Genomic DNA, 13,869 nt, shown 5'->3' with positions numbered 1-13,869 from the left:
GATGAGGATGGGCGTTTGAGCGGCGCCGTCACGGAAGGCGTCCTCCACTCTGGACGCCTCAGCCGCCGACGAGCGGGACGAGCCTGATGAAGACCAGGTCGGGGTCGCCGGTGAGGTCGATCTCCTCGTCGAGGTCCTCGACCTGCCGGTCGGCGGCGAGGACGAAGAACCCGTTGCCCAGGAAGGCGCGCTCGGCGATGTCGGCCTGCCGCTCCCAGTCCAGGCGGCGGGGCTCGCGCAGGCGGTAGCCGTTCAGCTCGGCCTCGGCGCCGTCCGGGCGGACCAGGCCGTGGAACCGGTCGGAGGGGCGGGCGTTGTGCCGGGCGACCTCCTCGCGGACCCGGAGCCTGATCAGCTCCCTGAGGGTCATCCGGTCGGGCAGCCCGCCCACCTGGAACGCGGCGACGGGCGCGCCGGCGGCCGTCTCGTCGCGGAAGTTCACGGCGGTCATCAGGCGCCTCGCTTGATCTGCGTCAGGATGGACTCGTCGTCGATCGCGGCGTCGGCGGCGAGCAGGAACGCCTTGCTGAGGATGAGGGAGAGCCGCTCGTCCTCGAAGGGCAGGAAGACCTTGGCGCCCGCGGCGCGGCGCTCCGGGACGACGCACAGGAACGCGTCGTCCGGCTCCATCACGATGTTGGCCGAGCCGAGGTGGATCCTGTAGGTGCGCAGGTCGCCGCGCACGACCAGGTGGCGGCCCTCGATCGAGCAGCGGTCGGCGATCTTCGTGCGCGGAAGGACGCGTTCCAGGGCGTCCCGGCGCGTCCGGGCCGACTCGCCGAGGTCGGCGTACCACGCGCGCACCCAGTACTCGTGGGCCTCGCCGTCCTCCCACATGGGGTCGGCGGCGATGGAGGTGACGCCGACGAACAGGTCCACGTCGCGCATCGCCTCGCTGAACACCAGCGGCGGGACGTCGGCGAGGGCCGCCTCACGCCAGCCGCCGTCGCCGCGGCGGTCGAACACCACCCGGTTCGTGCCGGCGATCTCGTGCTCGCCCTGCCAGTCGGCCAGGACGTGGGAGAACCTGACCCGCCACTCCCCCGCCGCGAGCGTCCGGGCCGCCTCGTCGGAGCCTCCGCCGTCCCAGGGGCCGAGCAGGGCGCTCGTCCAGCCGCGGGCCCGGAACAGCGCGAACATCCGCCGGTAGTGGACGAGGTGCGCGGCGAACCGGTTGGAGTACGTCGCCGTTTCCACCTCCGCGGGGGTGAGCAGGTAGATCTCGCGGAACGCCTGCTTGAAGGGCTGCCGGATCCGCCGCTCGACGAGCAGGTCGCGCCAGGCGCGCACCTCGTCCGGCCCCGACCTGATGGGGTGCCACAGCCGGACGGAGGCGTCGTCGGCGGCGTCCGGCAGTTCGCCGGTCTCGGGCAGGACGGTGCGCCACTCGCCGGGCGCGGTCTCGATCTCCCAGAGGAGGGTGCGCACCGCCGGCCCGGCGATCGGATGGCGCAGCAGGGTGTCCCGCCACCGGCCGAACGGGTGGACGGCGTCGACGGCGAAGCCGCCCTCCAGCGCCCGCGCGAGCGTGACGAGCTGGGCGTTGACGCGTGCGACGAGGTCGCGGAGCTCCTTGACCTCGTCCTTGTGGTCGCGGCGGACGGGCACGGGGACGCCCTTCAGCGCGGCGCCGCCCTTCTCGAAGGTCAGCGCGGCCTTGCCCGTGGTGATCGTGACGAGGGCGGTGTAGTCGCCCAACTCCCTGCGCAGGACCCCGCCGGGGCCGAAGCCGAGATCGGGGAGGCGCAGCGCGACCTCGGTCCGCTCGGCCAGGGCGGCCTCGACCTTCTTGAGCATCTTGTCGAGCTGCTTGGGCACCCCGGCGTGCCGGACGATCCCGCGGACGGTCCGGATCGCGGTGACCAGCTCGGGCGTGGGGAACTCCTGCGCGGCCCGGACGATCTCGTACAGCAGCGCCTGCGACGGCAGCGTCCTCGCCTGCGTCGGGGCCACCGAGACGCCGGGCAGGAGCCGGTCGAACAGGGCGGGCAGCCACGGCTCGTCGCGCAGCAGCGCGATGCGCGCGGCGAGCCCGACGGCGGCGACCTCGTCCCCGGTGAACGCCCTGTCCGCGCGGAACGGGACCTCTCCCGCCTGGACGGCGCGGGCGCGCTCGGCGGCGGCCTCCAGGGCGCGGCGGGCGAACTCGGCGCAGGCGGGGACGGCGGCGACGCGCTCCCACACCTCGGGCGGGACGGGCGGGGAGTTGAACGACCGGTTCTCGGCCACCTGGGCGAGCAGCACCCGTTCCACCGGAGCGAGGCGCACGACGGTGTCCAGTTCGTCGTGCACGATCGGTCCCTTCCACTTCTGGCGCAGGCGCCCGGCGACCGCCTGCAGGACGCCGTCGCCCGCGAGCCCGCCGACCGCGAGCAGCGCGAACGGCTGGTCGAGGCGCTCGCGGGCGAGGAGGTACTCGACCAGCTTCCGGGCGGGGCCGGCGAGGTCGGGCCACGGCCCCGTGCAGCGGACCAGCGTGCCCGCGCCGAGCACGAGGTCGGCCCACTTGCGGTGGGCCAGCCCGCCGACGAGCGCCTGGAACATGCGCTCGCACGCCTCCGGCGTGTAGCGCGGCTGCCGCTGCTTGGCCTCGTCCTCGATCCTGAGCCGGACGGACATCGACACGAACGGCGCCTCCCGGCCGACCGCGTAGGCGGCGGGTACGAGGTCTCCGAGATCGCGGTCGGACAGCGCCGACAGGTCGGGATACCAGGTGCGGAACTCCTCGTCCTCCGCCGCCGGGTCGGTCATGGCGCGCAGCAGCCGCGCGGTCAGTTCCATCGGGCGTCCCTCCTGATCTGCCGCAGGACGGCCTCGTCGGTGATCCGGTGGTCGGCGGCCAGCAGGAACGCCGTGCCGAGGACGCGTGCCAGCACCTCGTCCTCGAACGGCAGGAACAGGCCCTTCTGCCCCGTCCGGCGGGACGGCCCGATCCGCAGCCGGTCGCCGCCCGGTTCCATCAGCACGCCGCCGGAGCCGAGGTCGACGCGGTAGGTGCGCAGCCCGCCGCGGACGACGAGGAACCGCCCGTCGACCGCGCAGCGGCCCGCGATCCTCGTGCCGGGCAGGACCCGGCGCAGCACGTCCGCCCGGATCTCGGCGGTCGCGGACGGCGCGCCGAACGGGTCCTCCTCCGCGGCCGGGGCGAGGCGCAGGAACAGGTCGGCCTCCCGCATCCCCTCGCTGAACACCGCCGGCGGCACGGCCCGCGGCGGCTCCTCCCGCCAGGACCCGGCGGCCCGCCGCTCGAACGTCACCCGCGCCCGGCCCTCGCGGCAGCCGACCCGCCACGCGCCCCCGGCGAGCACGCGCCGTTCCTCGCCGTCGAAGCGGCCGCGGCGCAGATCGGTCTCGGCCCCGGGGGGGCCGGGCCGGTAGGTCTCCCGGAACGCCTGCCGGAACGACTGCGCCATCCGGTTGCCGGTCACGAAGCTCCGCCAGGCGCGGACGGCGCCCGGGAGCGCCCGCACCGGATGCCACAGCCGTACCCGCGCGCCGCCCGGCGGTGCGGGCAGGGCGCGGCCGTCCACGGTGACCAGCACGTCCTCGCCGGGCGTGGCGGCCTGCCAGTGCCCGTCCGGCTCCTCGAACTCCCAGATCAGCCCGTGCGCGACCCGTCCGGTGACCGGATGGTCGCGGTAGTGCCGGCACCACTGCCCGTAGGGCCAGGTCCGCTCGGCCGCCATCAGCGCCTCGACCCGCGCCCGCTCGGCGGCCAGCGTCGCGCGGACCCGCCTCGCCAGCGCCTTCGTCTCCTTGACCTGCGCGGCGAAGCCCGTCCTGAGCGCGCCCGGGACGGTCGGCAGCGGGCGGCCCTCCGCGCCGATGAAGGTGAGCCGGACGGTCATCGGGTCGGCGATGGCGAGGACCGCCTGGTAGCCGCCGATGTCGCGGGCCAGCGAGCCGTCGCGGCCGAGCCCGTGCGCGGGCACCCCGGGGTCGGCGGGGCCGGCGGGCCCGCCGGGGGCGGGCGGGCGGTCCAGAAGGTCGAGCGCGGCCGGCGGCCGGTGGTCGTCGGACATGAGGTGATCTTTCCAGATGGAAGCGCCGGTTCCGGGACGTTTCAGGTGATCACACGCCGAGCTGCCGCCGGATCGAGGGGTCGGTGACCTTGTGGTCGGCGGCCAGCAGGAACGCCTTGCTGAGGATGAGCGAGAGCCGCTCGTCCTCGAACGGCAGGTACAGCGTGCCGGGGGGCCGGCGGCCCTGGACGACGCACAGGTAGGCGCCGTCCGGTTCCATCAGGACGTTCGCCGACCCGAGATGGATCCGGTAGGTGCGCAGCTCGCCGCGCACGACCAGGTGGCGGCCGTCCAGGGCGCAGCGGCCGGCGATCCTCGTGCGCGGCAGGATGCGCTCCAGCGCCGCCCGGCGGACCTCGGCGCTCGCGGTCAGCGCGCCGAAGCCCGCCTCGCGCCGGTAGGCGGCGTGGCGGTCCTCGCCCCGGTCGGCCCAGTCCGGGTCGGCGGCGATGGAGGTGACGCCGACGAACAGGTCCACGTCCCGCATCGCCTCGCTGAACACCGGCGGCGGGACGTCGGCGAGCGGCGCCTCCCGCCAGCGCCGGCCGTGCCTGCGCTCGAAGCGGACCTGGTCGGTCGCGGCGTGCTCGACCGTCCAGTCGCCGTCGTCGTCGACCGGCTCGTGGTAGAAGCACGCCCGCCATTCGCCGCCGCCGAACTCGCCGCGCGCCTCGCCGTGGAGGCCGCCTTCGTGCCGGCCGAGGAAGTTCGACTGCCAGCCCCGCTCCTTGAACAGCGCGTACAGCCGCCGGTAGTGGACGATGTGCGCCGCGTACCGGTTGGAGTAGGTCGCGGTGCCCTCCTCCGCGGGGGTGAGGAGGTAGATCTCGCGGAACGCCTGCTTGAACGGCTGCCGGACCTGCTCGTCGACGACGCGCTCCCGCCAGGCCCGCACCTCGCCGACGGCCGCCCGGAGCGGATGCCAGAGCCTGACCCGCGCGGCGTCGCCGCCGGGAGCGCCGAGGGACGCGCGCCAGCGGCCGTCCTCGCCCTGGAACTCCCAGACGAGGCCGCGGGCGACCGCCCCGGTGATCGGGTGGTCGCGGTAGAACTCGCACCATTCGGCGTAGGGCCAGGAGCGGTCCTCGGACAGCAGGCCCTCGACGCGCGCCCGCTCGCCCGACAGCGTCGCTCGCACCTCCTTGGCGAGCGCCTTCAGGCGCCTCAGCTCGTCGGGGAAGCGGTCCTTGACCGCGGCCGGGGCCGTCCGGGAGAGGCGGCCGTCGGGGCCGGTGAAGGTGACGCGGACGGTCGCCGCGCCTTCGACCGCGACGCGCGCGGTGTGGTCGCCGAGGACCCGCTCCGCCGAGCCGTCCGGGCCGAGCCCGTGGGCGGGGACGCTGCGCTCCACGAGCTGCGCCCGCGTGATGCCCTGCCGCTCGGCCGCCGCCTGGAGCGCCGTGTCGAGCTGCTTGCGCAGCGCGCGGTTGGTGACCGGCGCGCGGAGCCGCCAGAGCGCCTCCAGCGCGCGCGGATCGTCGACCGCGCCCAGCGCGTTGATCGCCGCGCCCGCGACCTTGGGGCCCTCGTAGAGGTCGCGGCCGGCCGTGCCCATGCGCAGGGCGACCGCGCGGAGCCGGGGCACCGCGTCCGGGCCGCCGGTGAGGGCCGCCGCCCAGACGAGGCCGCGCGCGACGTCTCCGTGGTGCGAGTCGACCAGATGGTGGTACCCGCAGGACGTCGCGGTGTGCCGGCCGTCCTCGCGGGGGCAGTGCGGCTCGTCCTCGGCGAGCGCGCGGAGGCACTCGGCGACGTCCTCGCGCGCGGCCGCCTCGTCGGCGAGGGTGACGCACGCGCGGTGCCACGCGCGCGAGGGGCGCGGCGCCGACAGGCTCGCCAGGTGCCGGACGAACCGGGTCAGCTCGGCCGACGGCGCGACCCGCACTCGCTCGCGGAGCGGCGCGGCCCAGACGTCGTGGACGGGAAGCACCCCCTCGGGCAGGTACGCCTCGTCCACGCTCGCCAGCAGCGCCCGCAGGCGGCGGTCGACCCGCTGGCGGTACCCGATCGGGACGTCGGCCCGCGCGAAGACGCCGTTGAGTCGCTTCAGCGGCGGCGCCATCTCGCGCAGGGTTCCGGCGTCGAGGCGCTCGGCGGCGGACAGGGCCTCTTCGACGAGCACGGCCAGCCGGTAGCCCTCCTCTCCGGACTCGCAGGCGCGCGCCATCAGCGCCTGGATCGTTCCGGGACCGTCGTCGGCGCGCGCTTCGGCGGCGAGGGTGGCGTCGGGCATGCCGGGATGCTGGCAGAACCGACCGACAAAACGCGCCTCGGCGACACCTTCTCAGTGACTTCACGGTCACCTACGCTCGTGGGGGACCCAGACAGAATGAGATTCGGGACTGCCATGACGCACAGCGTGGTGATCATCGGGAGCGGGTTCGGCGGGATCGGGATGGCGATCCGGCTGCGGCAGGCCGGCGTCCGCGACGTGGTGATCCTGGAGAAGGCCGCCGACCTCGGCGGGACCTGGCGCGACAACACCTACCCGGGCGCGGCCTGCGACGTCCCGTCCCACCTGTACTCGTTCTCGTTCGAGCGCAGGACCGACTGGTCGCGCCGCTTCCCGCCGCAGGCGGAGATCCTGGACTACCTGCGGCACTGCGCCCGCGAGCACGGCGTCCTCGACCGGATCCGGTTCGGCGCCGAGGTGACCGAGGCGCGGTTCGACGAGGACGCGGCGCTCTGGCGGATCTCCACCACGACCGGGGACCTCGCCGCGCGGGTGCTGGTCTCGGCGTGCGGGCAGCTCAACCGGCCCGAGCTGCCGCCGATCGAGGGCCGCGAGTCGTTCACCGGACCGGCCTTCCACTCCTCCCGCTGGGACCACGGCGCCGACCTGCGGGGCAGGCGCGTCGCGGTGATCGGGACGGGCGCGAGCGCGATCCAGATCGTCCCGGAGATCGCCCGGGAGGCGGCGGAGCTGCTGCTGTTCCAGCGGTCCGCGCCGTACGTGATCGACAAACCGGACCGGCCGTACCGGGCCTGGGAGCGGGCCGCGCTGCGGGCCGTGCCGGGGCTGTACGCGCTGAGCCGCGCCCGGATCTACGCGCTGTTCGAGGCCCGCGCGCTCGGCTTCATCCGGTACCCGCGGCTGATGGGACTCATGGAGCGCGGCTTCCGCCGCCGCCTGGCCGAGCAGGTCGCCGACCCCGCGCTGCGCGCCGAACTCGTCCCCGGCTACCGGATGGGGTGCAAGCGGATCCTGCTGTCCGACGACTACTATCCGGCGCTGAGCAGGCCGAACGTCCACCTGATCACCGACCCGATCGAGCGCGTCACCCCGACGGGGATCCGGACCGCGCGCGGCGCGCACGAGGCCGACGTCATCGTGTACGCGACCGGGTTCCGCTCCACCGAGTTCCTGTCCCCCATGAAGATCGTCGGACGGGGCGGCCGGGAGCTGAACGAGGCGTGGCGGGACGGCGCGCAGGCCCACCTCGGCATCACCGTCAGCGGCTTCCCCAACCTGTTCCTGCTGTACGGGCCCTACACCAACCTCGGGCACAACTCGATCATCTACATGCTGGAGTCGCAGTTCCGGTACGTCCTCGGATGCGTGGAGGCGCTGCGCGGCGCGGGCCTGGCCTGGATCGACGTGAGGCCCGACGTGCAGGACGCGTTCACCCGGGAGATGCGGGAGCGGATGCGCTCGACCGTCTGGGAGGCGGGCTGCCGGAGCTGGTACATGACGGAGGGCGGGAAGGTCGTCAACAACTGGCCGGGCTACACCTTCGCCTACCGCCGCGCGACCCGCCGCCCCGACCCGCGGCACTTCCGCGCGCGGCGTGCCGCCGCCCTGTAGGGAACGCGCCCTAGGCTCGGGGCCATGCCGACCGCCTTCATCACCGGCGCGACCGCGGGGATCGGTGCCGCCTTCGCCCGCCGCCTCGCCTCCGACGGGTTCGACCTGGTCCTGCTGGCCCGCGACGCCGAACGGCTGGAGCGGACCGCCGCCGAGCTGCGCGCGGCCTACGGCGTGCGCGCCGAGGCGCTGCCCGCCGACCTGTCCACCGAGGAGGGCCTGGCCGCGGCCGAGGAGCGCGTCGGCAAGGACGTCGACCTGCTCGTCAACAACGCCGGATTCGGCAACAGGGGCGTGTTCCTGGACGTCCCGGTGTCCGACGAGCTGACCATGCTGCGCGTGCACTGCGAGGCCGTCCTGCGCCTCACGCACGCCGCCCTCCCGGGGATGCTGGCGCGCGGCCGGGGCGGCGTCGTCAACGTCTCGTCGGTCGCGGCGTTCGCCACGCGCGGCACCTACGGGGCGTCCAAGGCGTGGGTCGTGAACTTCAGCCAGGGCGTCGCCGCCGACATCCGGAGTCGGTCGCGGGGCCGCGTCCGGGTGATGGCACTGTGCCCCGGTTTCGTGCACACCGAGTTCCACGACCGCGCCCAGATGGACATGTCAGACGTCCCCGACTTCATGTGGCTGGACAAGGACGACGTCGTGGCCGCCGCCCTGCGCGACCTGCGCCGCGGCGTGCAGGTCAGCGTCCCGGGAGCGCAGTACAAGGCCGTCGTCGGGATCACACGGCTGCTGCCCCGGGGCCTCGTCTCCCGCCTGTCGTCAACCCGCGGCCGTCACTACGATTGATCATGTAGTCAGGGGTCACGGCCTTGTCACGGGCGGTGCGAGAGGGCATCGTGGCAGGGCGAGTCGCTTCGAGGCGCGCCGGACGACTCTTCCCGCCCCCGTCCGCCGAAGGGTCTTTCCCGATGGGTCACGACCTGGGCTACGCCGCCCTCGCCCTGCTCGCCACCACCGTCTACTACATCGCCTTCCTCGTCTTCCGCGTCTCCGCGCGCCGGATGGAGCCGCTGCGGGGCAGCCGCCCGTTCCGCGTCGCCCGGCTCATGCTGACCGACCCCGTCTGGCTGGGCGGCGGCCTGCTGCTGTTCCTCGGCCTCGGCTACGAGGTCGTCGCGTTCTCCGCGGTGCCGCTCGCCGTCGCGCAGCCCGTCTTCGCCCTCGGCCTGGTGCTCCTCGTCGCCTTCGCGGCCGGGGTCCTCGGCGAGCGGCTGAGCCTGCGCGAATGGGCGAGCGTCGCGCTGTTCGTCCTCGCCACCGGGCTGATCGGCCTGTCGGCCACGACCGAGGGCGAACCGCGCGCCGACGCCACCCTCGCCGGGACCCTCGCCCGGCCCTGGACGATGCTCGCCGTCTGCGCCCCCGCGGTGATCGTCGCGGCCCTGGTCTGGCTGGTCGGCGACCGCCGCGCGGGCGGCCGGCACGCCCGCAGGCTCGCCGGGGTCGCCTACGGGATCGGCGCCGGGGCCTGCGCCGGGCTGGCCGAGGCCGGCATCCGCGGCATCTCGCTCGTCTACCAGGACACCGGCAGCGCGCGGGCGGTCCTGGAGTCCCCCTACCCGTACCTGACGATCGGCCTCGCCGCGATCGCGCTCGGGCAGCTCCAGGTCGCGCTGCAGCGCTGCCGGATCGCCATCGTCGCCGTCGTGCTCACCGTCATCGGACGGACCTACCTCGTCCTCAGCAGCACCGTCCTGTTCGACGAGCAGTGGCCGCGCGACACCGCGCCTTTCGCGCTCCGGGCGGGCGGCTTCGCGCTCGCGCTGGCCGCGCTGGCGCTGTTCCCCCGCTACGAGGACCCGGCCGCGCAGACGCAGCGGGCCGCCGCCGGCAAACGCGTGCGCGCCGCCCCCTGATCGCCTACAGTGCGGCCATGGCCCTGCCCTCCCGCCGGTCCCTCGGTCTCGCGCTGCTCGGAGCCTGCCTGGGGCTCGCGCCGCTCGCCGCCACCGCCGCCCCCGCCGACGCCGTCGTGGGCGGCGCCCCGGCGCCCGCCGCCCGGTACCCGTGGATGGCCGCCGTCGGCTCCCCGATCTTCTTCGTCCGCCCGGCCGGGCAGTTCTGCGGCGGCGTGCTGGTGAAGCCCGACCGGCTGCTCACCGCCGGCCACTGCGTGTCGATGTTCCGCCGGGTCCCCGGCGTCCTCACCGCCACCTTCGGCCGGGACGACCTGGCCGGCCGCGGCGGGGAGACGGTCGCGGTGAAGTCCGTGCGCATGCACCCGAAGTACCGCGAGACGACCTTCAAGGACGAGACCGTCAGCCACCACGACCTCGCCGTCCTGACGCTCGCGCGCCGCGTGAACCGCCCGGCCGCGCCCCTCGGCGCCCCCGGCTCCGCCCGCACCGCAGAGATCGCCGGGTGGGGCTTCACCTCCGAGAACGACCTGTTCAACACCCGCCTCCGGGCCGCCGCCGTCCCGCTCCCCGGCGACGCGGCGTGCCGGCGCGCCTACGGCGACTCCTTCGACCCGTCCGACATGCTGTGCGCCGGATCCGCGAAGGCCGACTCGTGCCAGTTCGACAGCGGCGGCCCGCTGATCGCCGGCGGGCGCGTCGCCGCGCTCGTCTCCTGGGGCTACGGCTGCGGCAAGCCCGGCTACCCCGGCGTCTACGCCAGGCTCACCTCCCTGCCCTGACCCCGCGCCGCCCCGCCCCGGGCGCAGCGCGGAACGTTCCTACCCGCGCGGACGGATAAACTCGCCCGCGTGTCCGAGCCCAAGTTCGAAGTCCAGATGCTGCACGACCGCGTCATGATCAAGTCCGAGAAGGACAGCGGCGAGCGCCGCAGCACCGGCGGCATCGTCATTCCCGCGACGGTCGAGCAGCAGAACCGCCTGGTATGGGGAGAGGTCTGCGGGGTCGGCCACCACGTGCGGATCGTCAAGCCCGGCGACCGCGTCCTCTTCCACCCCGCCGACCAGTACGAGGTCGAGATCCAGGGCGAGAACTACCTGATCATGCGCGAGCGCGACCTGCACGCCATCGCCAGCGAACGCCCAGAACACGGCACTGGGCTCTATCTATAGCCTTTTTCTCCTCCTTCGGGCCTGGCGGCCCTCCCTCGTCGAAAAACGCGGGCGATCGCTGGCATCGCTCCGGCTCGCTGCGCGATCAAATTCTTGCTTCGCTCGAATCTGCCTTCGGACGCGATCGCAGCCCCCCAGGTTGTCGCGTGGTCCTGTGGTGGCTGAGGTCGTCGCAGTAGTGGGTGCTGGTCTGCGGTATGGGGGCTCCGGACTTCGTCTGGTGTTGGGCGGCCAGTGCCCGCTGGGCGGGCGTGACAGGCCCTATCGCGCTTCCGTCGTCGTCCAGCCTGCTGAGACGCTTTGCTCCGGCTCGAAATCTGCGCCAGGCCTGCCAGGCGGCCGCACGTGCTCCGGAGATCTCGCCGCATGGCGGTCAGTGCCGGGTGCGGTGCTTCTCGGAGCCTGCAGCCGCCTGGAAATGGGCCTCTGCCCGGCGGAGTGACGGGTCAGTGCGCGGCCTCGAACTTCTGGAGCACATCGGCGGGAATACGCCCGCGGTCGTTGACGGGGATTCCCGCCGACCTCGCCCACCGGCGGATCTCGGCGCTGCGCTCGCGGCTGCCCGCCGTGCGCGTGGCGCTCCTCGCCGCGGTGCGGCGCGCCTTGCGGGCGTGCTCCCGGTAAGGCTCGATGACCTTGCGCAGTTTGGCGGCGTTCTTCTTGTTCAGGTCGATCTCATAGGACCGGCCGTCCAGCGAGAACGACACGGTTTCCACCGCCTCCCCGCCGCTGATGTCGTCGACCAGGCGAACCTTGACCTGCTGCGCCATGAATTGCCTTCCCCCTCGTTCACTGACGAATGACGGTCCCGTCTTCATACTAGGCCGCCGGGGAACAGGCCAGGTCATCGCAACCGCGCCGCCACGGCCTCGTCCGGGCGAGGCACCGCCCCCGTGTTCCGGTATAAAGGCAGCAGACCGGCGCGGACACGATGCTTCTGCAATTCGGACCCTGTCTTGGCAATTTCTTGTGCCCAGGGTGTCGATTGCAGTGCACTTCTCGGTCGGGCTCTCAGGGGGTGACCGGGAAGTTGCCGCGGAAGGTGTCGCGCGGGTCGTGGTGGGCCTTGACGCGGCGGAGGCGGTCCAGCGCCTCGGGGGCGAAGGCGTTCGCGGCGGTCTCCTCGGGGTTGAGGAACGTGAAGGGCTTGCGTCCGCTGGCGGGCAGGAGGCCGGCGAGCGCCTCCTGCTTCGCGGCGACCGCTGCGGCGGTCGCGGGATCGGCCGGGATGCCGAACATGTACAGCGCGTAGGGCTCGGTGAGCGGCCCGTGCGGGCTGTCGGAGGGACGGGCGAACGCGCCCTCCAGATGCCGGATCTGCACGCTCAGCAGCGGGGCGATGGGATCGGCCAGCAGCGCCTTGACCGCGCGGTCGTCCAGCTCCGTGAGCAGTTCGGCCCGTGAGCGGCCGGCGCCGGGGTCGGTGGGCTCGGCCGTGATGGCGCCCAGCTCGGAGACCGGCATGGTCGCCCTGCCGTCGGACAGGGGGCGTGCGAGCCGGTCCAGGGGGCGCAGCAGGTCGCGCGCCTCGTCCGCGGGGCCGAGGTGGGTGACGTCCACCGCGACCATCGGGTCGGCGCCGGGGAAGTGCAGCAGGTCCAGCCAGACGGTCAGCTCGTCCGGGGCGGCGGCGGTGATCTGCCGGTAGGCGTCCATCACCTCGGGCGCGTGCACGGCCGGCCACAGCATCCGGCCGCCGTACAGGTGCGGCGCCGTGTGCAGCGCCAGGTCGAGGGACGTCACGACGGCGAGGCCGCCGCCCCCGCCGCGCAGCGCCCAGAACAGGTCGGCGTCGGTGTCCGCGGTGACGCGCCGGCGGCGGCCGTCGCCGTCCACGACCTCGAAGGCGGTGACGCTGTCGGCGACCCACCCGTGGGCGCGCCCGAACCAGCTCAGCCCGCCGCCGAGGGCGACCCCGGCGACGCTGACCACGGGAGAGCTCCCCGGCAGCCCGGTCAGGCCGTGCGGCGCGGCCGCCGCCTGGAGCCGTCCCGAGGCGACGCCCGCGCCCACCCGGGCGCGGCGTGCCGCCGGGTCGATCTCCAGGCCGTCCAGCCGCCGGGTGCGCAGGAGGATCGCGCCCTCGGTGCGACCGGTGGCGCCGTGGCCGTTAGGCTGCGTGGCGATCGCCGTCCCGGCGGAACGGGCGTACCGGACGAGCGCGGCGACGTCGTCGGCGTCGGCGGCCTCGACCACGGCCTCCACCGGCTGCTCCACGGCGAGGTTCCAGGGACGCCGCGCGGCGTCGAAGCCGGCGTCGCCGGGCAGCAGGACCCGACCGCGGACAGCGGCGCGCAAGTCGTTCATCATTTCCTCCGAATCAGCAGGTCATCAAGCCCTACACCGAAATCTAGGAGGAGAAGAGACCGGAGATAGGGTGCAATGCCATGGCAGAAAACTGGGTCAATCTGGCGGAGCGGATCGGGGCCGACCTCCACCTCGACCTGCCCGGCGGCGGGCGGCGGGCGGCCCTGACCCGCGCGCTGCGCGCGGCGGTCCGCTCCGGGCGACTGGCCCCCGGCACCCGGCTGCCGCCCTACCGTTCGCTGGCCGCCGATCTGGGCCTGGCCCGCAACACCGTCGCCGACGCCTACGCCGAACTCGTCGCCGAGGGATGGCTGACTGCCCGCCAGGGCTCCGGGACGAAGGTGGCGCTCGGCGCGCAGCCCCAGGCCCGGCCCGCCGCCCGTCCCCTCGGACCCCCTCCGTCCGAGCCGGCGCACGACCTGCGGCAGGGCCAGCCGGACGCGTCGTCGTTCCCGCGCGCCGCCTGGCTGGCGTCGGCGCGCCGCGCGGTCACCGCGGCGCCGAACGAGGCCTTCGGCCCCGGCGACCCGCGCGGACGCCCCGAGCTGCGCCGCGCGCTGGCCGCCTACCTGGCCCGCACCCGCGGCGTGCGGACCGACGCCGACCACATCGTGGTCTGCTCCGGATTCGCCCACGCCCTGCGCCTGCTCTTCGGCGGCGGGGTGCTGCCCGGGCCGCTGGCGGTCGAGGGGTACGGCCTC

Annotated in this window: 12 protein-coding genes; 6 read left to right on the top strand and 6 right to left on the bottom strand. The window is 74.4% G+C overall.

Annotated features, from left to right (window positions below; all coding sequences use genetic code 11):
• Nucleotides 1–58: 58 nt before the first annotated feature.
• The 4 genes from AB0C69_RS23790 to AB0C69_RS23775 are packed head-to-tail and all read right to left on the bottom strand — an operon-like array spanning nt 59 to nt 6,255.
• Entirely contained in the window at nt 59–451 is a 393-nt protein-coding gene (locus tag AB0C69_RS23790) for a hypothetical protein (RefSeq protein ID WP_345182264.1), read from the bottom strand.
• A complete protein-coding gene (locus tag AB0C69_RS23785; RefSeq protein WP_360357015.1) occupies nt 451–2,781 on the bottom strand; it encodes a DUF4132 domain-containing protein in 2,331 nt (776 codons plus the stop codon). Before AB0C69_RS23785 ends, AB0C69_RS23790 begins: the two co-directional genes overlap by 1 nt.
• Nucleotides 2,772–4,022 (bottom strand): DUF4132 domain-containing protein, encoded by a 1,251-nt coding sequence (locus tag AB0C69_RS23780; RefSeq protein ID WP_360357012.1) that lies wholly within the window; start codon nt 4,020–4,022, stop codon nt 2,772–2,774. The genes AB0C69_RS23785 and AB0C69_RS23780 overlap by 10 nt, the downstream gene beginning before the upstream one ends.
• 49 nt (nt 4,023–4,071) lie before the next feature.
• A complete protein-coding gene (locus AB0C69_RS23775) occupies nt 4,072–6,255 on the bottom strand; it encodes a DUF4132 domain-containing protein (RefSeq protein WP_360357009.1) in 2,184 nt (727 codons plus the stop codon).
• A gap of 114 nt (nt 6,256–6,369) precedes the next feature.
• Between AB0C69_RS23775 and AB0C69_RS23770 the strand changes: the two genes are divergently transcribed.
• The 5 genes from AB0C69_RS23770 to AB0C69_RS23750 all read left to right on the top strand — a co-directional run bounded on the left by AB0C69_RS23770 (nt 6,370) and on the right by AB0C69_RS23750 (nt 10,861).
• Nucleotides 6,370–7,827 carry an NAD(P)/FAD-dependent oxidoreductase gene (locus AB0C69_RS23770; RefSeq protein ID WP_360357006.1) on the top strand — a complete coding sequence of 486 codons (1,458 nt, stop codon included), beginning with the start codon at nt 6,370–6,372 and terminating at the stop codon, nt 7,825–7,827.
• Nucleotides 7,828–7,851: 24 nt separating this feature from the next.
• Nucleotides 7,852–8,619 carry an SDR family oxidoreductase gene (locus AB0C69_RS23765; protein ID WP_360357003.1) on the top strand — a complete coding sequence of 256 codons (768 nt, stop codon included), beginning with the start codon at nt 7,852–7,854 and terminating at the stop codon, nt 8,617–8,619.
• A gap of 122 nt (nt 8,620–8,741) precedes the next feature.
• Nucleotides 8,742–9,689, top strand: coding sequence for a DMT family transporter (locus AB0C69_RS23760; protein ID WP_345182251.1), 948 nt, complete (start codon nt 8,742–8,744; stop codon nt 9,687–9,689).
• A gap of 17 nt (nt 9,690–9,706) precedes the next feature.
• Nucleotides 9,707–10,471, top strand: a complete 765-nt coding sequence (locus AB0C69_RS23755; RefSeq protein ID WP_345182249.1) for a serine protease — start codon at nt 9,707–9,709, stop codon at nt 10,469–10,471.
• A gap of 69 nt (nt 10,472–10,540) precedes the next feature.
• Nucleotides 10,541–10,861 carry a co-chaperone GroES gene (locus AB0C69_RS23750; protein ID WP_345182246.1) on the top strand — a complete coding sequence of 107 codons (321 nt, stop codon included), beginning with the start codon at nt 10,541–10,543 and terminating at the stop codon, nt 10,859–10,861.
• A gap of 446 nt (nt 10,862–11,307) precedes the next feature.
• Here the strand turns inward: AB0C69_RS23750 and AB0C69_RS23745 are convergent, their stop codons facing one another.
• Complete coding sequence (locus AB0C69_RS23745; RefSeq protein ID WP_345182244.1) at nt 11,308–11,631, bottom strand: Lsr2 family protein; 324 nt, start codon at nt 11,629–11,631, stop codon at nt 11,308–11,310.
• Nucleotides 11,632–11,872: 241 nt separating this feature from the next.
• Nucleotides 11,873–13,168, bottom strand: coding sequence for an FAD-binding protein (locus AB0C69_RS23740; RefSeq protein ID WP_360356997.1), 1,296 nt, complete (start codon nt 13,166–13,168; stop codon nt 11,873–11,875).
• A gap of 80 nt (nt 13,169–13,248) precedes the next feature.
• Here AB0C69_RS23740 and AB0C69_RS23735 point away from each other — a divergent pair.
• On the top strand, nt 13,249–13,869 hold a 621-nt coding region (locus tag AB0C69_RS23735), incomplete at its 3' end, for an aminotransferase class I/II-fold pyridoxal phosphate-dependent enzyme (protein ID WP_360356995.1).

This window comes from Actinomadura sp. NPDC048032, from assembly GCF_040653175.1.
GTDB classification, from domain to species: Bacteria; Actinomycetota; Actinomycetes; order Streptosporangiales; family Streptosporangiaceae; genus Spirillospora; species Spirillospora verrucosospora.
Note: the sequence above shows the minus strand (reverse complement) of the source record. Positions and strands in the feature narration are given on the sequence as shown.